This is a genomic window from Streptomyces nigrescens, assembly GCF_027626975.1.
GTDB classification, from domain to species: Bacteria; Actinomycetota; Actinomycetes; order Streptomycetales; family Streptomycetaceae; genus Streptomyces; species Streptomyces nigrescens.
Window position 1 is genome coordinate 5561690 of record NZ_CP114203.1, and the last position, 24643, is coordinate 5586332.

At 67.6% G+C, this 24643-nt stretch carries 13 protein-coding genes; 1 reads left to right on the forward strand and 12 read right to left on the reverse strand.

Annotation, left to right across the window (positions count from 1 at the left end; genetic code table 11):
• Positions 1-293: 293 nt before the first annotated feature.
• Entirely contained in the window at positions 294-3920 is a 3627-nt protein-coding gene (locus tag STRNI_RS24970) for an NB-ARC domain-containing protein (RefSeq protein WP_277412039.1), read from the forward strand.
• A 1607-nt stretch (positions 3921-5527) separates the two neighbouring features.
• Here STRNI_RS24970 and STRNI_RS24975 read toward each other — a convergent pair.
• The 12 genes from STRNI_RS24975 to STRNI_RS25035 all read right to left on the reverse strand — a co-directional run bounded on the left by STRNI_RS24975 (position 5528) and on the right by STRNI_RS25035 (position 24528).
• Complete coding sequence (locus tag STRNI_RS24975; protein ID WP_159487954.1) at positions 5528-6883, reverse strand: DNA cytosine methyltransferase; 1356 nt, start codon at positions 6881-6883, stop codon at positions 5528-5530.
• A 9-nt stretch (positions 6884-6892) separates the two neighbouring features.
• Positions 6893-8737: a DNA cytosine methyltransferase gene (locus tag STRNI_RS41405; protein WP_338149780.1), complete on the reverse strand. Its 1845-nt coding sequence runs from the start codon at positions 8735-8737 to the stop codon at positions 6893-6895.
• Positions 8737-9633: a hypothetical protein gene (locus STRNI_RS24990; RefSeq protein ID WP_218041844.1), complete on the reverse strand. Its 897-nt coding sequence runs from the start codon at positions 9631-9633 to the stop codon at positions 8737-8739. Before STRNI_RS24990 ends, STRNI_RS41405 begins: the two co-directional genes overlap by 1 nt.
• Positions 9630-11468: a hypothetical protein gene (locus STRNI_RS24995; protein WP_277412040.1), complete on the reverse strand. Its 1839-nt coding sequence runs from the start codon at positions 11466-11468 to the stop codon at positions 9630-9632. Before STRNI_RS24995 ends, STRNI_RS24990 begins: the two co-directional genes overlap by 4 nt.
• A gap of 164 nt (positions 11469-11632) precedes the next feature.
• Entirely contained in the window at positions 11633-12658 is a 1026-nt protein-coding gene (locus STRNI_RS25000) for a PD-(D/E)XK motif protein (RefSeq protein WP_159487958.1), read from the reverse strand.
• Positions 12655-15216, reverse strand: coding sequence for a Z1 domain-containing protein (locus tag STRNI_RS25005; protein ID WP_159487960.1), 2562 nt, complete (start codon positions 15214-15216; stop codon positions 12655-12657). The genes STRNI_RS25000 and STRNI_RS25005 overlap by 4 nt, the downstream gene beginning before the upstream one ends.
• Positions 15217-15490: 274 nt before the next feature.
• Positions 15491-19606 carry a trypsin-like peptidase domain-containing protein gene (locus STRNI_RS25010; RefSeq protein ID WP_338149781.1) on the reverse strand — a complete coding sequence of 1372 codons (4116 nt, stop codon included), beginning with the start codon at positions 19604-19606 and terminating at the stop codon, positions 15491-15493.
• Positions 19555-19887, reverse strand: a complete 333-nt coding sequence (locus STRNI_RS25015) for a CU044_2847 family protein (protein ID WP_174876384.1) — start codon at positions 19885-19887, stop codon at positions 19555-19557. Before STRNI_RS25015 ends, STRNI_RS25010 begins: the two co-directional genes overlap by 52 nt.
• A gap of 532 nt (positions 19888-20419) precedes the next feature.
• Positions 20420-21034, reverse strand: coding sequence for a M23 family metallopeptidase (locus tag STRNI_RS25020; protein ID WP_277412042.1), 615 nt, complete (start codon positions 21032-21034; stop codon positions 20420-20422).
• Between the two features lie 226 nt (positions 21035-21260).
• Entirely contained in the window at positions 21261-22541 is a 1281-nt protein-coding gene (locus tag STRNI_RS25025) for a glycosyltransferase (RefSeq protein ID WP_277412043.1), read from the reverse strand.
• A gap of 518 nt (positions 22542-23059) precedes the next feature.
• The gene (locus tag STRNI_RS25030) at positions 23060-23845 is read right to left on the reverse strand and encodes a MerR family transcriptional regulator (protein WP_109890355.1); all 786 of its coding nucleotides are present in this window, start codon (positions 23843-23845) and stop codon (positions 23060-23062) included.
• Between the two features lie 287 nt (positions 23846-24132).
• Complete coding sequence (locus STRNI_RS25035) at positions 24133-24528, reverse strand: GntR family transcriptional regulator (RefSeq protein ID WP_274736213.1); 396 nt, start codon at positions 24526-24528, stop codon at positions 24133-24135.
• Positions 24529-24643 lie beyond the last annotated feature (115 nt).

A 24643-nucleotide genomic window follows, 5' to 3' on the forward strand; every position in this document is an offset into this window, starting at 1 on the left:
TGGTCGACCTTGTGTCACTGCCGACCTTGCAAGTGCGCGACGTTGACGTACAGCTCGGCACGGACGAGACGTACCTGCCGATGCCGAACGTCAGACTGGGGTTGTGGGGCTCCGGGCGCGGCTCCTGAGCACGTCGTGTTGCGGATTCCCCGGGAGGGACAAGGGGAGAGGTATCGCGAGCGGAGTGACGGAAGCGCGGGAGCACTACCGATGCTGTTCTGCAGCATTCCGTTGATGGTCCTGCTGACTCGTTTCTAGAGTTTGACGAGCAGATCATCAACGGGGGTGCCCAGGTGCGGAAGTGGAAAGCGGGGCTGGCGCTGCTTGCCGGCCTGGGCGCGGCAGCGTCGCTGTTTCTGGCGCTGGCGGCGAACCCCGCTACGAATGTGTCGCGTTGGCCTGGCCCGCTGGACGAACTGCGGCAGCACCCGTGGTTATGGGTCGGCCTGCTCGGCGGGCTGACTGTCGTAGTGGCTGTTGCGTTGGCGTGGATGCAGTCGGCTCCGCCAGCAGTGAACGATCCCTCGCCGCCTCAGCCGACCGCTGTTCCCGCCTGGTTCGTGGACCGGCACCAGACCCGCGAAGCCGTTGACGAGGTGTGCCGCGGTGCCGGAGAGGTCGGCATCACCACCTCCCTCTCGGGAGCAGGAGGGTTTGGAAAGACCACACTGGCGATCGCCGTGGCCAACCACCGGCGGGTGCAGCGCCGGTTCCGGTCACGGATCTACACCGTCACCATCGGACGAGATGTCCGCGGCCGCTCGGCCGTGTCCGCTAAGGTCGCGCAGGCCACCAAGTTCATCACCGGTGACACCACCGAATTCGATGATCCCCACACGGCCGGTGCCCACCTGGGTCGACTCCTGGATGCACGTCCCCGCACCCTGCTCGTCCTCGACGACGTGTGGGAAGAAGAGCAGCTCGCCCCCTTCCTCCATGGCGGCCGACACTGCGTACGCCTGGTCACCACCCGCAACCCGAAACTGCTGCCCCCCACAGCCCGCACCATCCCGGTCGACCAGATGTCCCACACCCAGGCCAAAGCCGTGCTGACCCACGACCTGCCACCCCTGCGCAACGACCTGGTCGACAACCTGCTCCAGGTCACCGGCCGCTGGGCCCTCCTGCTGCGCCTGACCAACCGGTCGATCGCCCTGCAGACCGAAACCGGCGCCGACCCCGCTGCCGCTGCCGGCCACATCCTCGACCAGCTGCGCAACCACGGGCCCAAAGCCGCGGTCAATCCCACCGCCGACCCCACCGCTTGGGATCTCGACGACCTCGACCAGCGCAATGAGGCCGTCCAGGCATCGATCGAGGCTGCCACCAGCCTGCTCCCACTAGGAGGCGCGGCCCGCTTCACCGAACTTGGCATCTTCGCCGAGGACGAATCCATCCCTGTCTCCGTCGTCGTCCAGCTCTGGCATGCCGCCGACGGGCTGACCGAGCACCAAGCACGCGCCTTGCTGGCACAGCTGCATCGCCTCTCACTGATCAGCCTCGACAACACGTGCGAAGGCGGCAGGATCAGCCTCCACGACGTCGTCCGCGACTACCTCCGAAGCGAACTCGGCACGGCCGACCTGATCCGCCTCAACGGCCTCCTGACCGACGCGATCGCCGCCACCCTGTCACCCGCCCAACCCCTCGCCACCACCTCCCCCAACCCCCAACATGCCTGGTGGCAGCTGCAGGACGGCTACCTCCTCGACCACCTCATTGACCACCTCCTCGCAGCCGAACGCATCTCAACCGCCGAAGCGGTGGCCGGCGACGTGCGCTGGGTAGAAGCCCGACTCCACCAACGAGGACCGACCGCTCCCTGGGCCGACCTCGCCCGCATCAATTCCCCTCATGCCCGGCTACTTGCCCACAGCCTCATCCAGAGCGGCCACCTCCTCACCCCCACCAATCCACCTCACGCGCTCATCAGCGTCCTGCACAACCGCCTTGACGGACACCCGCACTGGCACTCTCAGATCACCGCACGTCGGCACGACCCTGACCTACGCCCCTGCTTAACCAATCTGTGGCCACTGCCCGACATCTTTCCCCCTGCGCTGCAGCGCACCCTCACCGGCGACACCGGCGGAATAGCGTCAGTGGCGGTCGCCCCGGAGGGCACCTGGCTCGCCACCGGCAGCGATGACGGGACCGTGCGAATCTGGGACTGGGCATCTGGCACCCGCATCGCCAGCCTCACTGGCCACGTCAGCGAGGTGCATTCGGTGGTGATCGCTCCGGACAGCAGTTGGTTCGCCACCACTAGCTATGACGGTGAAGTGCGGGTCTGGGACCGAGCGTCCGGAGCCTGCACTGCCACCCTTGATCGCTCCGGCCCAGTAACGTCGGTGGCGATCGCTCCCGACAGTACCTGGCTCGCCACCACCAGCCGGGGCACGGGACTACGGATGTGGGACCAAGCCTCCGGTACCGACATCACCGTCATCGGCCATGCGGGCATGGGGCCGTCTGTGGCGATCGCCCGGGATGGCGCCTGGTTCGCCATTACACTCATGGAGGGCGGGGTGCAGCTTTGGGATCGGGCATCCGATGCCTGCACCGCGACCCTTACTGGCCACACCAGCCCTGTGACGTCGGTGGCGATCGCCCCGGACGGTACCTGGCTCGTCACCACTGATGGCCGGTCGGTACGGATTTGGGACCGAGCCTCCGGCACTTGCACCGCCACCCTCACCGGCCACGCTGGCCCTGTGACGTTGGTGGCGATCGCCCCGGACAGCGCATGGCTCGTCACGACCAGTTACAGCAGGGAGGCGCTGATTTGGGACCGAGCCTCCGGCACTTGCACCGCCACGCTCACCGGCCACACCCGCAGGGTGGAATCAGTGGCGATCGCTCCGGACGGTACCTGGCTCGTCACCACTGATGGCCGGTCGGTACGGATTTGGGACCGAGCCTCCGGCACTTGCACCGCCACGCTCACCGGCCACACCCGCAGGGTGGAATCAGTGGCGATCGCTCCGGACGGTACCTGCCTCATCACCACCGATGGCCAGTCAGTACGGATCTGGGACCGAGAGTTCGCTTCTGGGACAGCCGCTATTCCCGAGACCGTCTCAGTAACGTCGGTGGCGATCGCTCCGGACGGTGCTTGGCTCGCCACCGCCGGCGATGGCCGGTCGGTGCGGATCTGGGACCGAGCCTCCGCCACCTGCGTCCGCACCCTCTGGAGCCACATTGGCCCAGTGCTTTCGGTGGCGATTGCCGCAGACGGGGCGTGGCTCGCCACCACCGGCGAGGACGAGACGGTGCGGATCTGGGATCCGGCCTCTGGCACCTGCACTGTCACCCTTACCGGCCATACCGGCCCGGTGGGCTCTGTGGCGATTGCCCCGGACGGGGCGTGGCTCGCCACCACCGGCGAGGACGAGACGGTGCGGATCTGGGATCCGGCCTCTGGCACCTGCACTGTCACCCTTACCGGCCATACCGGCCCGGTGGGCTCTGTGGCGATTGCCCCGGACGGGGCGTGGCTCGCCACCACCGGCGAGGACGAGACGGTGCGGATCTGGGATCCGGCCTCTGGCACCTGCACTGTCACCCTTACCGGCCATACCGGCCCGGTGGGCTCTGTGGCGATTGCCCCGGACGGGGCGTGGCTCGCCACCACCGGCGAGGACGAGACGGTGCGGATCTGGGATCCGGCCTCTGGCACCTGCACTGTCACCCTTACCGGCCATACCGGCCCGGTGGGCTCTGTGGCGATTGCCCCGGACGGGGCGTGGCTCGCCACCACCAGCCACGACAAGACGGTGCGGATCTGGGATGCCACAGAGCAACGCACCGTGGCCATCGCACGTACCGACGGGGACTTGTCCTCGTGCGCCTGGTCGGCTGGTCATGAACTCGTGGTGGGAGGCCAGCAAGGCATATACCTCTTCGCCCTCCGCACCTGACTGCCGTGCCACGTGGTGGAGAGCCGTCACGAGAGCATGAGAGGCGGGTCGGCTTGGCTGGTGTGGACCATTGCCAGGCGGAGTTCAGGCAAAGCCGAACTGCAGGCGGACTTTGCTCGGCTCGTGGTGGCGTTCGGTTTAGCGAACATGTGCCCGACAGCCCTCAACGCATCCGTGTCGGCAAGCGGATCGCCGTCGGTTTCCGGCTCCGTCAGACCGCTCCACCGGACCGTTGGCGACAGTCCTTTGAGGGCCCAGCTGCATGCATGCGCCAGCACACGATTCCGCAAGATCGAAATTCACAGGTCGCCCTGACTAAGGGGCCAAAGATTTCGTCATCGAGGTAGTCACCGGGCTTCCCCACAAGATCGAGCTGCAATGGTCAACAGGCGTCGCGTGAAGCCGGTACGCCGCTAGCGACCATTGGCGTTGAACTGCCCGCGCTCCAGTCGGCGCCCAGGTCCTGCGTCCCTTGGCTTGCCTCATGCGGTGTCAGTCGGTGGGCACGACGGGAAACGATCACTCAGCGTATGGGAAGCGATGTCCAAAGCCGTCAGAACATCCTGGCCAGGCACTCTCGTGAACACCCCACAGCAGGGCCGTTCTTGAGTTAGCTCAGGAACGGTTGACGAGATCCCGCCGATCATGGTGATCGGTCGGGATCTTTGTCGTTTCCGAAGCCTGTCCGAGGCTGTTCGGGGTGGTGGATGACAGCGGATCGCGACTGTGAGTGTGTTGATCCTCTGTCATGCGGTCGTGTGAGCACGACGGGCGGACCTGGGTCTCCGGGGCCGGCCGTGATGCTGTGTGGTTGTTCGCCGGCTGGTCAGTCTGCGAGTGGTGGCGGCCGTCCTCGGTTCGGACGGTGTGCGGCTTTCTCGGCGTCGGGACGGCTGTGCAGTCGGTGTCCGTTAGGTGGGTGCCGCGGTGCGCTGGTAGAGCCAGGTTTCGAGGATGTCCAGGTTGCTGGCGATGACGAGGTTGGCGACCGGGAGGGTCTCGGCGACCTGTCCCGGTGCGCGATGGTGTTTCGGATTCCCGATGTCGATCTCGCCGCTGTTGAGGCGGCCGCCAATTCCTTCGTTGTGGCTGCGGGTGGGCGTGTAGGACGCGGTCCAGGCGGCGGTCAGATAGTGGTCGTCCTGCCGGAACCTGGCGCCCCCTCGATCGACGCAGGCATTGGCGGGGACCGTGATGTCGGACTTGCTGCAGACGGCAGGAAGTTCTTCAGCGGGTGGAGGGACGAGCCCACAGCGGCCCGGCGCATGTCATTACATCGTCACTTGGCTTTGGCCCAAAGAGGGTTGAGGGAATCCGCACTCGACTTGAGCAACTGGCCTAAGTGGATTGGTGGTCGAGGGCCGCGGGTGGTTTGCCCTCGCGCATGCAGCAGCCGCTTGGCGAACACAAGCGGACGGGCGCGGTGACCAGTCTGCTGGAGAGGTCCTCGAGTCGCCGAAGGGCGTTCTCTCCGAACGAACGGCTCCAGCCGGCGGAGATCCTGAAGCCCTCAGCCGAGGGAAGGCGGCTGCGACGTTCATGCGACTCGGCAGCGAGCGGTCGTACCATCAGCGATCAAGGCCATGAAGTCCCAGGCGGCTGTCGAATCAGCCGCGAAGGTAGGCGTGGATTGCCGAGGCGATTGCTGTGCCCAGTGGGATGGGTACGGCGTTGCCGATCTGGCGAGCGATATCGGTTTTCGAGCCACACCAGCGGAAGGGCAGCGGGAAGCCCTGGATGCGGGCGGCCTCATAGTGGGTGATCGGTCGAGGCTCGGTCGGGTGGAGGTAGCGGCCCTTCTCCGGCTTGAAGAACTCGGTTCGGATGGTGACCGATGGCTCGCCCAAGCGGAGCCGTCCCATGACATCACCGGTGCCGGTGTTGTGATTGTCCCAGCTCTCGGTCGAGAGGTACTTCACTGATGTCCTGACGCCCGGCGGGTCCGGAGTAACGAAGATCTGAATCTCGCCCTGTTCATCCACGGTGTACCACTTGCCGCGCAGGTCCTTTCGGTTCCCCTGCTCAGGGATGGCCTTGTACCGAGCCCTCGACAACACCTCCGGGTTACGGCCGAAGTGGAGGTCACGTGTGGTGAAAATTCCGGGGGCGATGTTGTCGACCTCGGGGATGTGCTCCTTGCGATCCGGCAGTTCGGTGCCCTGGATCGGGATCTGGGAGGACTCCTCGAAGACGCTGTCGACACCGCGCCAGTGGGAGGGGCTCAGGCCGACGCCGTCGAGAGGCTGAGCCGAGGTGCTGATGCCGCCCTTCCGGCGGCGGGTGTGCGTGGCGACCGGATACGTCATCGTGCGGCCGTTGTCGAGATCGCGGCGCACGCCTATGACGATGGTGCGCCGGCGGGCCTGGAGCGCGCCATAGTCGGCAGCATTGAGAAGGTAGCGGCTGTTCTTCTGCGCGTTGGTGTCAGTCGGTTTGTGGCCAGGAGGATCGACAAGGCGATACTCGGACAGCAAGCCGTCTTCTTCATAGACCTGGCTCAGCAGGTTCTGGAACTCGTCCGATTTGAGGAAGCGGTCGACGTTCTCGATGACGAAGACCTTGGGACGGATCTCGGCGACAATCCGGACGTAGTCCTCCCACAGACGGTTGCGCTCAGTGCCTTTCTGAGCCCGGTTCAGGGCCGAGAAGCCCTGGCAGGGAGGGCCTCCGACCACCACGTCCGCATGTAGCGCATCCTCTGTCGGCTGCCACTTCTCGATGTCGCCGAAATGGATGCGAGCGGGCGGAACGGTCTTGTCCCATCGGCCGCTGCCGAAGTTCGCGGCATACGTGGCGGCCGCGCTGGCGTCGTGTTCGACTGCCGCGATGCTGTGGAAGACCGGGCCCGTCCCTTTCGCCCCGTCAGGGCGAAACTCATGGAACCCCTGGGTGAAGCCGCCGCAGCCGGAGAAAAGATCAACGACTGTGACGGGCTCGGGGGCGAAAGGGCGGGGCGTGTGCATAGGGCGATCTTAGCTTTGTAGTGCGGCTGCCACGGCATGTCCGACCGCAGCGGCCAGGGGAGGGGGCATCGCATGACCGATTTGGCGATACCTGGACGTCTTGCCGCCGAAGAATTGCCAGTCCTCAGGGATCGACTGGATCATCGCGGCCTGGTCGACGGTCAGTTTGGGGTGGTGGTCCTCGGGCAAGTCCGCTTCAGGAAGTTCGTTGCCGAGGCTGCTTCCGTTCACGCCGAGCGAGGCCCATGCCTTCTTGCTCCCGGTGGGGCCGAGATCGGCCCCACCCCGCCGGTCGGAGCCTCCGACGAGCGCCGGGGCGATGCGATCAGCACCCTTGATCCAGCGTTCTGCTCCCGGCCAGCCGTGAGCAGACATGGAAGCGCCGAGCACTTGGCCGACGGTCGGAGGGGGCAGTTTGTCCGGCTCCGGCCAGGAGAAGGCGGCTTGATGCGGATCTTCCAGGGCGACCAGGAAGCTGCTTCTGCGATTCTGTGGAACGCCGAAGTCTGCGGCGTTGAGGACCTTCCAATTCGGGTGGTAGCCGGCATGTCGGAGCTCTGCTTCGATCCACGAGCGGTCATCGCTGAAGTCCGGGCTCTCGAACAGGTCCGGGACGTTCTCCAGCAGTAGGGCCTTCGGCCTGACAGCGCTCATCAACCTGATCGCCGCTTTGAGGATCCTGCGTTCCTCTGCGTCCTCCGCTCGACCGACTGTGGCCGTGGCCTTGACCCTGGGGAGCCCACCGCTGATGAGATCGACACCCAGTACTTCCGAGTGTGCGTGCGGGGCGAAACGCGTGATGTCCAGGCAGAGCACCTCCCAGCCGGGTCGGTTCAGGCGAATGGTCGAGCAGGCATCGGACTTGCTGTCGATGACCAGCACCGGGTCGAAGCCAGCGCGTTCGAGTCCGAGGGCCTGCGCGCCGGCTCCGGCACAGATCTCGAGTGACCTGAATCGACGGCGCTCGACCAACGCCGCCGGGCGGGGCCGGGGCATTTTCGGCTGTCTCTCCGGCGACGCGCTCTCGGATTGCTCACGGGGAATGTCGCTTCGGGGCGCATCCGGTCTGGTTTGCGAAGTGCAGCCGGTCGAGGACTTGAACGTAAGGCTTTGAGCGCGCACGGTCTCTTGGACGACCGCACGTAGCTCATCGTCGAGAGTGCCAGCTTCTATGCCGTCGAAGAGAACGAACGGGGCGAGCCGCAGCAGCCGCTTGAGGAAGTCACGGAGCATTTCGCGCTCGTTGAGGCCGCGCACGTCGAGATCGTTCCAGACGCGGAGGATGGCCCGGACCAGGTGAGGGCTCCCGCCGAGCGCGGCGCGGCGTGCGTAGATCTGATCGAAGGCAGCTTCTCCGAGGATTCTGAGAGCACCGTACGGCTCCAAGGCCTCGGAGGAGTGGACGAGTTGGGCCCGCCACCACAAACGGCCGAACACGTGTCGGGTCAGGTCTTTCCCAAGTACACGCTCCTTGGGCGGCTGAGGGTAGCGCCAGTAGGCGACATCCGGGAGCAGAACCAGCGAGAGGAAGGCCCAGACATCCCGGGAAGCGGCCTCAGCAGGCACCATGCCCGTCTCGGAGTGCAGCAGGGCGGCAAGCCGGAGGTCGAATTCCGCTTTGCGCGCGCGGTTCGAGTCGTCGGGAAAACCGGAGTCCTTGGCGAGGTCGATGACGACGGCACGCAACTCCCGGAGTTGACCCTCGGAGACTCGATCGCCGCCGGTGGCAACATATACGGCCGAATCGTGGGAGGTGGAGACCCGGCTGGTCAGCTCGGCGACCGTCAGGCGCTGGTACTCCTCGTAGAGGGGCTTTGCCTGTTCGGCAAGTAGCCGGGGGTAGAGGAAGCTCATCACGGCACCTCGAAAATCTTGACGGCTGCCTGGAGATCTGAGGCGAAAAGGCTGGGGTTCTGTCGTTGGCGCAGACGGACGTCGGTGATCGACCGACCTGGGAGCAGTCGGTCGAACAGGCTCATCAGTGTCGCGCCCAAGGAGCCGTCAGGAAATTGGGCGTCGTCGACGAAGTCGTCGAGGCTGAGCGCATGCTCCATCAAGGTGCGGGCGGCATCCGCGTAGACCGCGGACAGGACGACTCGGTCGACAGGACGCGGCCTGCCCGCCCTCTCGAATGCTGTGGAGGTACACGTGTTCCGCTCGTTGACCAACAGCAGCAGGGAGCCCATGGTGGCGCTTTCGAGACCGCCGCTGATCTGCAGGTGCCAGGCTGCATCGTCGGGGAAGGACGTCCGAGCGAAGTCGATCACGGCGAGCGGGAACTGCGGCGCGTCGCCCTGCAAACGCAGCGACTCCCTGTCGCTCCACAGTACGGAGCCGGCCCGACGGGGCGCGGAGGGGCTGGTGCTGTCACGGCGTTCGGCCAGAACGAGGGCGGTGTCCAGGAGGAGCAGCCCACCCAGGTCCGAGCCACGGAGCTGGATATCAAGTTCCACCGTGCTCGTTCCACTGCCGGTTAACCGCACATGAGAGGCCGGCCCACTGAGATTGGAGCCGGTGGCCGTCCATACGGCGGCGAGTGCGAGCGCGGCATCGGCCGGGAGCCCCGATTGCGAGCGCGCCCGATCCACGTCGATCCGGACGGTCCTGCGCAGGTGCAGGTCCATCTGGTAGTCCCAGTCGGGTAGCGCGTCGGGCATGGTGACCTCACCGTCCTCGGTCACCAGGATCCACGTGTCGACGTCGATGACATCCTCGGAAGGGGCCCGGTAGGGGAGAGCGCGCCGACTCACGAGGCCGTCACCGCCTCTACCCTGATGCCGATCTCGGTCATCGTGTCCGGGGCCGGGAGCACCAGAGCCCGCCAGATCGACTCGCTGCCGTCGATCTCGCAGGTCTCGGCGGTGTTCAGGCGTCCGTCGCTGTCCTCCCAGCCGATCAGGGTGGGCATGCTCGCACCGAGCGGTGGATCCGTCTCCGGCCCGCCAGAACCCGGGAGTGTGACGGCCAGGTCGATGCGGACCCGCTGGGGGCCGGGCGCAGGCAGCCTGAACTCTTGGACAAGCACGCAGATGTCGCTGCGGTCCTCGTAGTAGGGATCACCGACGTAGTGCACCCGGGGGCGAGAGCGACTCGTGCTGACGGCGCCGTTCCCATGAGCGCCAAGGGGAGACCTTCCGGCAGTGTCGGTGTGGCCTGAGGTGACCGATCCCCTGCCGCCGAACGCCTCCGCACCGGGCGGGACCGACACAGGTGCGGGACGGCCCGAGGTCGCACCCGCCGTGAACTCCTGCTCGTCCTCGAGCTTCGATGCGCGCGTCTGCCCGGTGGCAGTGCTGCCCGGCTTCGAGTAAGCGGTGGCCCCACCGATTCCCCAAGCCCCGCCCACGAGACCGGAGAAGAGCGAACTCGCGGCTCCCAATGCGACATGGCTGGCTCCGGGGCGGGCGGTGCCGCCGAGGGAGAGCAGCCGGTCCAAGGCCTCGCTGATGCGGCGGAACGTGGTCTGCACAAAGGTGCTTTCGGGCTTTTCGAGTGAGTGAGGGTTCCAGGTGTCGTGGGTGGGCGACTCGGCCTTCGCATAGATCTCGTCCATGGACGCGTCGGCTCGAAACACCCCGGCGTAGCCCTGGTTCTCGCTCGGGGGCTTCGGCCCAGGCCGGTATGTGACAACGAGTTCGGCGGGCCGCATCAAACAGACGTGATGTACAAGGTTCTCAATGCCCAGCATGCGGGAGGCGTGGGTGGGTTCCAGGGGCGGCATGATCCGTTGCACCAGTCCGAGACGGCCGAGATACCGCTTGGGATGCTTGCACTCGAGTTCACTTCCGTCCGGACCGATCATCGCCTCGTAGGCGGCGACGAACATGTTGAGCGGGCGGGTCTCCCGTGGTTCGGGCACGGGGTGATCGAGGCCGTCGCAGGTGACGGTGAACCGCATCGCGGCCGGATTGTCGCCGGCGGATATCATCTTTGGCCAGAGGTGCCAGGCGATGGTCTCGGCCAGGTAGTCGGCGGACTCGGCCGGCTGTAGTTCGTCCAGGCTGGGATCGATGACGACGATGCTGGTCCCGGTTTCCTCGGGGCCAAAGGGCCGGAGACCGAGACGGTGAGCCGTGACCGCCGCTTCCTGCCCGACGAGTGGCTCGACAACGTCTCCCGAGGTGTCGCCCCACCAGTGCCGGCCGGTGTAGCGGCGGCCCCCATCCGCCTCGGCGGCCACATAGCTCTTCAAGAGGGTGCAACCGATGAGTCGGGTCTCGAGGTATCCCTGATCATTGCGGCAGCGGGAATGCACCAGGATCGTCCCAGGCTTGGACAGCAGATAGAAGATGCCCTTGCCGAAGCCGTAGGTGCCGCCTCCCAGCGCCGTCTCGCGTGGTTCGCCGATGTTGCGGATGAAGGAGACGAAGTCACGATTGCTGCCCACCGCGTTGTCGGCGCGGGTGGGACCTCCGAGACCTCTGGTGCCGCGGTCGGAGACGGCCAAGACCCGTACCGTTTCCCGTCGGAGGGTCTCGCGCAGCGGGAAGTGCTCTGAGCTGAGCGGCGTGCCCTTGAGCAGGAGGTCGCGCCAGACGCCGACGTGGGCAGGGCCGACTGTCCACAGGTCGATGCGGTAGTCCACCGGGGTGGAGGACGGCAGGGACCGGGCATCCCAGCTGTTCTGGGCGGATTCGCGCACCAGGATGGTGAGCAGGTCGAGCTCTGGGCGACCGAGCTGATTGCGGATGCCCTCGGCGGCGCTTGCGCCCTCCGGCGGATAGGGCTGGGAGAACCAGCGGGGCTCATTCACGCGGACTCCTGGATCATCGCATCGATCACCTGGGCCACCTGCCCGGGGCTCAGGGGAGCAGATGGGGCATCGGACAGGTCGATGGTGTACTCGACATCCAGGGCCGAGACCGGCACTCCCGCTGCGGCGAGGGCCTGGCCCGTCAGCCCGGGGAAGTCGGTATCTACCTGGTGCCACCTCTCCTCGGTGACCAGGAAGCGCACGTCCCGGTAGCGGTCGGCGTCGGAAGGGTGATACCCGGCTGCGGCGAGCATGCCGAGGAGCACACTCTCGTCGTCGCACAGCCGAAGTGCCCGCTCGACGGACTTCACGAATCCGGTACCGGCGCCGTCCGCTGCGGTGCGTCGTAGGCGGAACCAGGCCAGGCAGAGCGTTCCGCCCTCCGGGGCTTCAAGCTGGTCGAGACCGTGGATCCGCGGTCTGCGGCTCCTGTGGTCGGTGGTCGACTTCACCTCGATCGCGGTGGTTGCTGCCCAGAAGTCGTGACGGTACCCCTCGGGGCCACGCCAGAGCCGGTGTGCACTCGAGTCCCTTTCGAGGAACTGGTGGAGCACCAACAATTCGCCGAAGAGGCTGGCGAGTTGCTCGGCGCTGAGTGGCCTCCCCTCCGTGCGGAACAGCGCCCTCCAACGGTCGAGCACGCTGTATAACGCTTTGACGGGGTTCCCGGGCAGGCCCTCGGCCGCACCCAGCACGTCCGCACAAAGCTCCGTGAACAGATCCTCGAGGTCGCGCTGCAGACAGGCGAGGTCGGCGTAGGTCTGGTACGTGTCCTCGTCCTCCAGGGCTTGCTTTCGCAGTCGGAGCACCGGGCCGTCCATGCCGGTACGGACCTTCCGGTGCACAGGGATAGGCACCAAGACGTGGCGGTACCCGTTGTGGTCGACAGCCACCGCCAGAGGCCCGCTCTTGGTGACGATCGGCAGGTCTGCGACCCGCAGGCGGCGTTCCCCCGTGCTCTGCTCGGCCTCGAGTGCGGTCCAGTGCTCATCGATGAGGCCGCGTAGCTCGCTGTCGGTCATACCTCCTCGCTGTCGAGAAGGCTGTAGTCCTCGTCCTCGATCCGGACGTTGGACAGGTCGGCGGAGATGTACTTCTGCACGGTGCTGTCCGTTCCCCTGGGCTCGGGAAAGACCAGACCGACGCCGATAACGTGCTCCTCCGCGTTCAAGGGTTCACGCAGCTTCTTCGACGGGCTCGGTGCGGACAGCTTGTCGATCGGGTACAGGATCAGAAGGCCCTTGTCCGGGAGCTGCTCCCGGCGCAGATCCATGATGGCCTTCTCGGACAGCTGGGCCGTGTTCCCGGCCAGGTCAATGGCGGCATCACGACGGCTCATCAGCGTCTTGATGTCGGCGAAGTCCGGGGCAGGGTTGGTGACGGCGATGCGGGCACGGGTGATACGCCCGACGGTGACGCCACGGGCGAAGGTGAGGTTGTTCTCCTCCGCACCCACGGAATTGCCGACGATCGCGACGTTCCACCGACGCAGGGAGCCTGCCGTGGAGATTCGCTTCCGGATGTAGCCGGTGAGCAGATCGGCATCGTTCTCGGGGGACTTCTCGTGGAACCGATAGGTCGACAGGAAGTCGATCACCAGGTCACTCGGCACATCGCGGAAGACGTACCGGCCCTCCGCCGACCGGTTCTCCACACGGACCGCGTGCGCCGACGCCGCGGACGTGAGGGTACGTGCAGCTTCGAGGTTCCCCCCCAGCCATTCGGCATTGGTGTGGAAGTAGTGGGTCTGCACCCGTTTGCCGCCGTAGGACGAGGCCGCTGTGACGGAGTCCCGCATCTTGGCGGCCGAGGTCACGCGGAGGGCGGGGTGCGTGCGTAGGCGCACGGCGAAGGTGCGCGGGTTCTCGTCCTCTGTCATGTAGACGTCGATGTCCCGGCGCATCTCGGTCTCGACTGTGGCCAGGTGCCGGAACCACTCCGCCAGCTCGTCGGTCATCCAGATTCGGGGAAGGTCGGCATAGCCGTGCCTGAAGCCGAACCAGCGACCCATCTGCAGGAGTGTGTCGTACGCCGAGACGGAACGGACGAAGTAGCTGACCGACAGACCCTCGAGCGTCAGCCCACGGGAAAGGGTGTTGCCGCCCACGGCGATCGCTACCACGGGACCGTTTGCGTAGTCCAGTCGGTCCTCGCTGCTGGAGTTGTCCATGATGACGCGGCAGCTGCCGAGGACCCCGGGCAGTTCGGACAGCAGTTGCTCGAACGGCACCTTTTTCTCGCCGAAGCCCTCGGCCGCGACCTGGCTGGTCTCCCGCTCCCACAGGTTGCGCAAGTGGGCCAAGAAGTCAGGGTCGGTAAGGGCTTTCTCGGACCGGTCGCGAAGATTCTTCAGTGGCGTCTTGAAGCTGTTGTGGACGGAGGTGTTGACGCTGGTGTGAATGAGCATCGTGTTGTGCGGATTGCCCGTGCCGCGCACGCGTCGGGCGGCTGTGACCAGCCAGAAATACTCGACGGCTTCGCGCAGCGTGTCGGCAACGATGGGCTCGAAACCGTCGACGTCCGCCTTCGACTCGGGGCGCACACACGCCACGTCGCCCTCAGGGATCGACCGGATCATGTCGTGCCCGTCATCGACCTGTTCCGGGTCCTCGCCGTCGAGCGCATAGCGACCGAAGAGAACCTCAGTACCGAAGTGACCTTGGGGCTTGGGCAAGTTGACCACGAAGTCCTTGGGGTACAGGTCCTCGGCGGTCGGATCGATCAGCAGGTTGGCGAAGGGCGAGGCTGTGTAGCCAACGTATCCGCACTTCGGCAGGCAGCCCATGATGTTGAGGATCAGCGGATTGATCGACTTCGTCGCCACCGTGGCCTGGTCGGCCTCATCGTCGATGATCAACGCAGGGCAGTCCTGGAGGTAAGCGGACGCCTTGTCGAGCCAACGGGCCAGTTTGCGCAGCACGGTGGCGTTCTTCTTCACCACGCAGACCACATGGGTCTTGTTGCTCTTCCCGAAGTAGGAAGCCGGGTTCTCCTGCGGGGTGAAGTCCTTGTCGAGACCGGTCAGCTGGGACCACATCGTGGGGTTTGGCTCCACCAGCTGCTGAATCAGTCGTGCCTGGGTCTGGCGTCGGAGGCCGTTGTGGATGCCGGCGAGGACGATGAACAGCTTGTAGCCGCGGTCGGCGGCCTTGGCCATGACCGAAGTGAAGTTGGTCGTCTTGCCGGACTGCACGTGTCCGACCACAAGACCTCGGGTGGAGAACGCCTTCTCCCGCGGGTGATTCAGCAGTGAGACGATCCGAGTGGAGGATTCATCGAGGCTATCGATCGCCGGCTTCTGCGGCCAGCCATCCTTCTGGAGCAGGTCCATGATCGCAGGCCAGAATTTGTCCTTGGCCTGCGGGCCGGTGTACCAGGTATCGCGATTGCCCAGGATCACCGCATGCGGTTCCTCGAGCTCCTTGATGCGGATGGTTTGCTGCTCGTGCCGGTCGCGGATCCGCTGGATGATGTCGGTGCTGATGCCGAGCTGCTCCAGCCTTTTGACCGACTCCGTGGGGGGGAACGTCTCAAGTATCGCCTTGAACGTGTCGTACATTCCGTCGAATTCATCGGCCATGGGAGTCGACCGTTCCCCGCTCTCGTTCGATGCAGCCAGCTCTGCCACCGAGGGCCCAAGGCTCCCGCGGCACGTCACGCCAACAGTGCCGATGCCTTTGAGACTTGCGCAAGCCCACGCTCCTTACACCACCCTTCTACATTAGCCTCCCTGTTTCGGTTCGGAGCTGCTCAGCGGGTGCTTCTCCTGACAACGGGCATTGTCGGCCCGACGGGGAGCATGCCCGGGGGCCCTCGATCGTGAAGCCTCCCGGGGCGCACCTGCGGGCCGTCGGCTATCCGATGATCAGGGCCAGGACCCCGTCGGTGAGACCGAGAACGACGAACTCGTCGAAATTGGCGATGGACAAGGCGGGTGAGCGGACCGGTATCACCAGTGCGGCGTGCGGTGTGTGAGGGTCCCATAGCCGAATCATGCGGTCATCCCCGGCTGTGGCGAGGAGGGTGCGGTCGCCCACTTGGACCGCGCACGAGGCCCTGACCGTGCCGGTGTGGCCTTCGAGGGTGCGCAGGGTGTGGCCGGTGTCGGGGTCCCAGAGGCGGACGGTGCGGTCGATGCCGGCGGTGGCGAGGAGGGTGCGGTCGCCCATCGGCACTGCGCTCAGAGTGAGTACCGCTTCATCGTGGCCTTCGAGTATGCGCAGGGTGTGGCCGGTCTCGGGGTCCCAGAGACGGACCTTTCGGTCGTCGCCGGCGGTGGCGAGGAGGGTGCGGTCGCCCATCGGCACTGCGCTCAGAGTGAGTACCGCTTCATCGTGGCCTTCGAGTATGCGCAGGGTGTGGCCGGTCTCAGGGTCCCAGAGGCGGACCTTTCGGTCGTTGCTCGCGGTGGCCAGGAGGGTGCGGTCGCGCACCTGGACCGTGCAGACGGTGTTGATCCAGTCGGTGTGGCCTTCGAGGGTGCGCAGGGTGTGGCCGGTGTCGGGGTCCCAGAGGCGGACGGTGCGGTCGTCGCCGGCGGTGGCGAGGAGGGTGCGGTCGCCGACCGGCACTGCGCATGCGGTCCTGATCCAGTCGGTGTGGCCTTCGAAGGTGCGCAGGACATCGCCGGTGTCGGAGCTCCAGAGGCGGACCTTTCGATCGCTGCCGGCGGTGGCGAGGAGGGTGCGGTCGCCGACCGGCACTGCGCATGCGGTCCTGATCCAGTCGGTGTGGCCTTCGAGGGTGCGTGGAGTGTGGCCGGTGTTGGGGTCCCAGAGGCGGACGGTGTTGTCGTTGCTCGCGGTGGCGAGGAGGGTGCGGTCGCCGACCGGCACTGCGCATGCGGTCCTGATCCAGTCGGTGTGGCCTTCGAGGGTGTGTGCCGTGTGGCCGGTGTTGGGGTCCCAGAGGCGGACGGTGTTGTCGTTGCTCGCGGTGGCGAGGAGGGTGCGGTCGCCCACTTGGACCGTGCAGACGGCGTTGATCCAGTCGGTGTGGCCTTCGAGGGTGTGTGCCGTGTGGCCGGTGTTGGGGTCCCAGAGGCGGACGGTGTTGTCGATGCCGGCGGTGGCGAGGAGGGTGCGGTCGCCCACTTGGACGGTGCAGACGGCGTTGATCCAGGCGCTGTGGCCTTCGAGGCTGTGCAGGGTGTGGCCGGTCTCAATGTCCCGGAGGCGGACGGTGTTGTCGTTGCCGGCGGTGGCGAGGAGGGTGCGGTGGCCCACCTGGACCGCACACATGGCCCTGACCGGGTCGGTGTGGCCTTCGAGGGCGCGCAGGGTGTGGCCGGTCTCGGGGTCCCAGAGGCGGATGGTGTGGTCGTTGCTCGCGGTGGCGAGGAGGGTGCGGTCGCCCATCTCGACCGTGCACATGGTGTTGATCCAGTCGGTGTGGCCTTCGAGGGTCCGTGTGGTGCGGCCGGTTTCGGCGTCCCAGAGGCGGACCGTCCGGTCGTTGCCGGCGGTGGCGAGGAGGGTGCGGTGGCCCACCTGGACCACACACACTGCCCTGATCGGGCCGGTGTGGCCTTCGAGGGTCCGTGTGGCGTCGCCGGTGTCCGGGTTCCAAAGGCGGATGGTGTGGTCGTTGCTCGCGGTGGCGAGGAGAGTGTGGTCGCCCACCTGGACCGCGCCCATGGTGTTGATCCAGTCGGTGTGGCCTTCGAGGACAATCTCCTCCGCATGAGGTGACCCGGCTGCCCAGATGGCCCGATACGGAGCGGGCAGCACGCGCTCGTGGTAAGTGGTGCCCAAGTGCTCACGTGCCTCCGTGACACTGAAAAGGGCGACTCGGTTCGCCGGTGCCGCGTCCAGGGCCTGCGGGGTCTTTCGCAGCAGGCGGGCACGGGAGCGTGCTGCGTGCGAGGTTGCTGCCTTCGATTTGGGAATCAAGCGGCGCAGATCGGCATGGAGGGGGTACAGATTGTCGCTGAGCAGGTCATCGATGACGCCACCACGGTCGGCGTGGTGCGGCAGAGAGCGCAGCAGGTAACTGGGTGCCTCTTGCCATCCGTTGGCGCCCAGACGCATGAACGCGTGAGCGATGGAACGCTCGTCGATTGTGATCGCACCGACGGCAGCGCGGCCGCCGAGGAGTGAGTCGTTCAGTGCCTGATGAAACAGGCGGAAAGCACCTGACGAGGCGGCGGTGTCGCTCGATTCAATGAGAAAGTTGGCCGCTGATGAACGGGCGAAAGCCCGCAATCCATTGGCACTGGGAGCCCGGCCGGTTACGGCCTTGACAGCGGCGAGCCACAAATCGAGGGTCAGTCCGGGGGACTCCGCGTATGCCAGGGCGGTGAGCACATCGACGGCGGGGACGCCGTCCACGGTTGGCAGAAGGGCGAGGTAGTCCCGTAACGCGGCGTTCACAGTCGGCGTGAAGGAGATGCTCTCCAGGGCAACCGCATGTCGGTCGTGCATGCCGTGGGAGCGTGCAACCAACCCGGCGATCAGAAAGTTCCCCTCAGCCATGGCGGCGATCCGTTCAGCCACTGGGGCTGCCGTGCACCGGTCGGCATACGGGCTGTCCGGGCGTTCGTCGCCGAGCAACTGCAGGGTTGCGAGTGTGTAGGCGGCCAGGTCCTCCTGCGCAAAAAACGCGGGTGTGTCCAGGTCCACCAGCTCGAGTGCGCTGCGGAAGGAGGTCAGAAGGTCGCCGGCATCGTCCCCACGTCGGCTCCCCACCACCACCCGCACACCCAGGTCAGCGCAGGTCTCCGCGATTGCGATCGCGATGTTCCGCATGATCATCCGTGCTTGCTCGGGCGTGGTGGCCTCGTCCAGAGCGTCGATCACGACGGCGAATCCGTGCCGTGGGTCCTCGGCCAGCACGCTACGCAGCATGGCGGGCAGGTCGTCCACATGGTCGGGGAGGGGGGAGGATGCGGCGCTGGCGATCTCCTGGGCAACTTCCAATGCCGTCTTGCCTCTGGCGTGCACCGCACACGCCACCGATCCCTCCGGCGCGCGTATCGCGTCGTCCTCGGGCGGCAGAGCTGCCGCGATTCCTCGATCGGCGGTGGTGACGATGCGCCCCAGCACTGCCGACTTTCCAACGCCGGGGGAGCCGGTGACAAGCAAGACCTGACGGCGATCACCGGCCTCGCCGGTGATCCAGGCAACGACTTCGTTCAGCGCCGCTGTTCGTCCGCGGAATCGGAAACCGCGCTCAGCGTCCGTGCTGACGCCCCGGGCACGGGGGCACCAATGCCGTCCGGACTCGGGATCTTCGGCAAGGGTCCAGCCCCATGCCGACAGCGCGGCATCGCCGGCGGCTTCGACGGACCAGTCGGTGAGCAGGCGCAGCTTTTCCTCGCGCATGCACAGGTCGATTGCCCGCATCGTGAGGGCGCGTGCATCACCGCTGCTTCCCTGCGCCTGCCCCACCATTCCGACGACGGCCTGGTAGTCGGCCGACCAGAGCGCAGCGCCGCTGTATCCGGGCCGGACCGGGTAGCGTGACTCGGTGTCCAGCCGAATCCAGCCGTAGCCGATCGCCTCGCCGACCGAGCCGTCCGAGGAGTTCCCCAGCACGCCGTCGGGGAAGCCGAAGGACCACCATTGACTGCCGATCAGGTCACTGCCCCGCGGTCGGCGCAACCGCGCAGCGAACTCTTCGGAGACCGGCTCCTCGAGGACCAGAACAGCCACATCTTGTTCGTCGAGGCACTCCGGGGCGGGCGTTACGACGTCGCGCACCTTGATTCGATGGTGCATCAGCTCCTCGGCCTTCGGAAATGCCACCCACAGTTCACATTGCCGCTCCTGAATGGAGTGGATGACGTGAGCACAGGTGAGCACCCGATGGGCGTCGATCAGGAACCCCGAACCGAGGGGCTTTCGATCACGTTCGGACTGGTGAATGGCCGTTACCCAGCTGTCTGCACTGGGGCGGGGGCCGTTCCGCGGCGCGGCGTTCATCCCCTGCCTCCGCCCTCGCCCCCGTCCTGCTCGGTGCCAGGTCGCCATATGAGCTTGACCCCGAAGTTGGCTTCGGTGGCAGCCTTGGCGATCAACCAGTTTGCCGAACCGTTCACCTTGATGCCGAAGGACACTTCGACTTCTGCCGGGCACAGGTTCGCGGCCTGATCCAGAACGGCCCGTGCGGCCTCCACGGCCGGACGCACGGCATCGTGTACTCGGCCCACGACTTGGTCGGTGCCGACCTGATGCCATTCGTCCGTTGGCTCGATTTCGAACTGGACCACTGTGTCCGAATCGAGCTTGTAAGACACCACTTGGGATGCCACAGGTCCCCCCTCGCCACTGTCGTGTGCCGAAAACGGTACCGGCAAGTCAGGGCTTCTGTGGAAAGAGGCCGTTGCTCTGGAGTTGGACCCCTGCCGACTCCAGGGCCGACTGAACTTCCCTCAGCTCCCGGACACATCAGGAGCCCGGTTGCCCCCTCGCCCTTCGTCCGCCAGAGCTCCGCAGTGACCGTCGGTCATGTCACCTGTTCCGGGTAGGAAGCCACCAGTAGCAACAGTTCACGAGCGCCCCGCACGGGCCGGCTCGTGGTCAGTGCCGGCTTCACGCCGTACCTATCCCCTTCACCTGCGCGGTGGCGCATCCTGCCGCGTGCAGCGTCGTGCGCAATGCCGGCTCACCCCCACCTGTGAACACCACGTGATTCACGAAATCCCGCACGGTCTTTTCGAACGGGCGGGATTTCGGCGTTAGAGGCCTGTTGGAGCCGGAAGAAGGACCCGGGGGCTCAGGCTGAGGGGGACTCAAGGGGATGAGGCAGGGGCTTGTCGCCGGTGGAGGCTGCCGGCGGATGGGCTAGTGATGGTGCCGGTGGTGGTGCCTGTGGTGGTGGTGCTTGGGGCGGTGGTGGTGGCGGTGGCGTGGTGCGGCGGAGGTGCGGGGGGTGAGGCGGATGCCGTGTTTGGCCAGGTAGGTGAGGGGGTTGATGTCCGTGCCGTAGTGGCGGCCGGTGCGTACCTCGAAGTGGAGGTGGGGGCCGGTGGCGCGGCCGGTGGCGCCGCTGTAGCCGAGGCGGGTACGGGCGCGGACCTTCTGGCCGGGGCGGACCGTGATGCGGGAGAGGTGGCCGAAGAGGGTGTAGCGGCCGTCGTTCATGCGGATCGTCACGGCCTTTCCGTAGGCGCCCGACCGTTTGGCGAGGACCACGGTGCCGGAGCCCACGGACCTGACCTTGGTCCCGGGGCGGACGGCGAGGTCGATGCCCGTGTGGTGACCGGCCTGCCAGGTGCCGCGGACGCCGTAGGGCGAGCTGATGCGGTGGCGGGCCTTCGTGGGGTGGCTCCAGGTGCCGGCCGGGGCGGCGACGGCCACCTCGGAGGCCGCCAGGGTGAGGACGCAGCCCATGGCCGTCGGGGCTATGGCGAGCAGCAGCATTCTGCGCAGCGGGGTGCTTTTGCGGAACGTGGTCATAGTTGCGAGCCCACGCCCTGTGGCCGGTGGTCGCATCCCGGGGCGGGGCACCGGCCCGCCGAACGGGTGGCGGACCGCCCGCCGGACGGGACCCGGCGGCCCGTGCGGCCGGTGGGGTGACGGGCTTGGGGTCGGCGGCCGGGCGGTGTTCGCGGAGCCGGTGCCGGGGCCGGTGCCGGGGTCGGGGCTGGGGCGGTGACGGGGCTGGGGCGGTGAAGGGGCCGGCTCAGGCAAGCAGGCGCTCGGCCGCCTTGAGGACCTCGCCGGCGCCGTCCTCGGTGGCGAGACGGTGGGCGGCGGCGGTGGCGTGGTCGCGGCGGGCGGGGGCGGCGGTGGCCTGGGTAATGGCGTGGGCCAGGCGGGCGACGGCGTGGTCCGTGGACAGGTCCTTGAAGGGGATCGGGGCGGTGGCGACGCCCAGGGCGGCCAGGCGGGCGGCCCAGAAGGGCTGGTCGGCGGTGACCGGGACCGGGACGGTGGGGACTCCGGCGCGCACCCCCGCGGCGGCGGTGCCGGCGCCGCAGTGGTGCACCACCGCGGACATCCGGGGGAAGAGGAGCGCGTGCGGCACCTCGCCGATGGTGAGGAGGTCGTCGTCCGCGGAGGTGTGCCGGGTGGTCAGACCGGCCCAGCCGGACTGGAGGATGCCGCGGACCTTGGCGCGGCGCAGGGCGGCTGCCGCGAGAGCACTCAGGCGTTCGCCCTCGCCGCCCGCCATGCTGCCGAAGCCGATGAAGACCGGGGGCGGGCCCGCGGCCAGGAAGTCCTCGACGACGGGCGGGAGTCGGTCGTCCGGCGCATGCCAGGGCCACCAGTTCCCCACGACGTCGAGGCCGGTGCGCCAGTCGGAGGGGCGGGGCACCAGGACCTCGCTGAAGCCGTACAGGACCGGCCGGCCGGCGGCCTCGGCGCGGCGGCGGACCGTACGGGGTGTGGCGGCCGGCAGCCCGAGGCGGGCGCGCATCTCGCGGGCCGCGTCGGCGTAGAGGCGGTCGATGACGCGGAGGGAGAGCCGGCCGGCGGCGCGGTTGCCCCAGCGGCCCAGTGAGCGGCCGCCGCTGACGACCGGGGCGAAGTCGCCGGTGGGGGCGGCGGGCACGAGGGGCAGCTCCAGGGACGGGATGCCTCTCGCCTCGGCGAGGTGGTGGCCGAGCGGTGCGGTGGTGGCGGAGAGCAGGAGCAGGTCGGTGTCGTCGCGGGCGGCGTCGGCGATACCGCCGCCCAGTTCCTTGACGAAGGCGGCGGCCTGGCGCATGAGGGCGCGGGTGCCGCCGGGGGCCGGGGGCCGCCGGGCCTGCTCGGTGGCGTCCTCGGGGTCGGCGCGACGGGTGCGGGGGTCGGCCGGCAGCCGGCGGAACTCCAGGCCGGCGGCCCGTACGAGCGGGGCGTAGCTGTCGTGGGTGGCGAGGGCGACCTCATGGCCGGCTGCGCGGAGCCGGGCGCCCACACCGGTGTACGGGGCGATGTCGCCGTGGGATCCGGCGGCCGTGATCAGGATGTGCGTCATGGGTGGTCGGCCTCGGCCTTCTTCGGGTCTGGGGAGTGTGGTGGGTGGGGTGTGGTGGGTGGTGGGTGGTGTGTGCTTGCGCTCTGTGTGCTGCGTTCTGCGTTCTGCGTGCTGCGGCGGGCATGCGGCTTTGCGGCCGTGCGGCCGTGCGGGGAGGCGGGGATGCGGGCGTGGCAGGCATACGGGCAGGACGAGGGCATGGCAGGCATACGGGCATGGCGAGGCGGCAGACGTGGCGAATGCAGGGGGTGGGGCGTATGGGGCGGATGCAGTGGGTGTGGGGGAGGTGGCGGAGGCGGTGGGAATGGGGTGCCGCGGTCGTTCCTCGTGTGAGGTGGGCCGGGCCGGGGAGGCGGTGGGAGATGCGGCCGACGGGTATCCGGGCGTCAGGCGGGGCGACCGGGGGCCGCCGGGAAGTGCGTGCGGCGCTCATCCCTCGTACGGCGCTTAGCTCTCGTACGGCGCTCGTCCCTTGTGCGGCGCTCAGCCCCGTGCGGCACTCATCCCCAGTACGGCGCTCAGCCCCCGTGCGGCGGTGACTGGCGTACCGCGTTGGCGTGTACGGCGGTGCGGAGGTACGGGGCGAGGCCGGGGCGTTGTTCGGTGGGGGGTACGACCAGGGCGAAGGCGCGGGGATCGGTGGCGAAGTCGTCGGCGATCCGGCCGTGCATGTCGGTGGGGCACGGGGTGAACCAGCGGGCCACGTGCTGCCGGTGCTCCTCCGCGAGGTCCATGGCGGGTGTGCCGTCCGCCGGCTCGCCGGCGTCGAAGGCGGCGAGGAGCCGTACGCGCCAGTCGGCGGACTCGGCCATGATCTTCGCCCAGTCCTCCTTGGAGTGTGCGGCGGCCCGTGCCATCGAGCGCTGATGGCCCTCGTGGTGCTGCCACTTGAGATGGGCCTGGGTGGCGTAGGTGAGGTCGAAGGCCACCTCGCCGAAGACCTCGAACCGCTCCTCGGGGGTCAGCTCCACACCGGTCTGCTGGACCTCCATGGCGTGTTCGGCGACCTCGACCAGCCGTTGCAGCTTGGTGATCTGGTCGTTGAGGAGGCGGTGCCGGGCGCGGAGGTGGTCCAGGGCGTTGGCCTGCGGGTCCTCCAGGATGGTGGCGATCTCGTCGAGGGGGAAGCCGAGTTCCCGGTAGAAGAGGATCTGCTGCAGCCGGGCGAGGTCGGTATCGCTGTAGAGGCGGTAGCCGGCGGGGCTGCGGTCACTGGGGGAGAGCAGGCCGGCCTTGTCGTAGTGGTGCAGGGTCCGCACCGTGATCCCCGCGAAGCCGGAGACCTGCCCGACCGAGTAACTCATCGCAGCGCCTTTCGTCCCGTGGTGTCCGGCCGGCCCGCCGTCTTCCGGTGGTGGTGAGGCCACCGGTGGCCGGGGCCGTGCCGTTCCTTCAGCGTGCGGCCTGACGTTGCGTGAGGGTCAAGCGGGGAGAGAAGGGGTGAGGAGAGAAGGGGCGGGGCGGGAGCGCCGGGGCGTGGCGCCGCCGCTCCCGCCCGGGGCGACCGCCGGGCTCGACCGTCCGGCTCAGCGGCCCGGCTCAACCGTCCGGATCAGCTGTCCCGAGCAGCCGTCAGGCTCAGCCGTCCGAATCAGCCGTCCGGATACCGGTCCTGCAGTACGGAGTTCATCAGCGCCTGGACGTCCTCCCGGGCCAGTCCCTCCGCGCGGGCCCGGTCCGTCCAGGAGCGGAGCTCCTCGCGGAGCAGGGTGTCCGCGGCGGACTGGGGGCGGGCGAGTGTCCGGCTGACGAAGGTGCCGAGGCCGGGGCGCGGTTCGACCAGGCCCTCGCGCTCCAGCTCGCGGTAGGCCTTGAGGGTCGTATTGGGGTTGACCTTGGTCGTGGCGGCCACCTGTGCGGCGGTCGGCAGCCGGTCGCCCTCCACCAGCACACCCAACCGCAGTGCCTGCTGGACCTGTTGGACGATCTGGAGGTAGGTGGCGACACCGCTGCGACGGTCGATCCGGAACTCGACGACGCTCACCACCTCTCTGCTTCTTCCGCCCGTGCCGTCCTGTGGGGCACCGGGGCCGGGCTGTCCGACCGCTTGATGATCAGGCCGGCCGTGCCGGGTGTCAAAGCGCCGCCCGGCACGTGCCCCG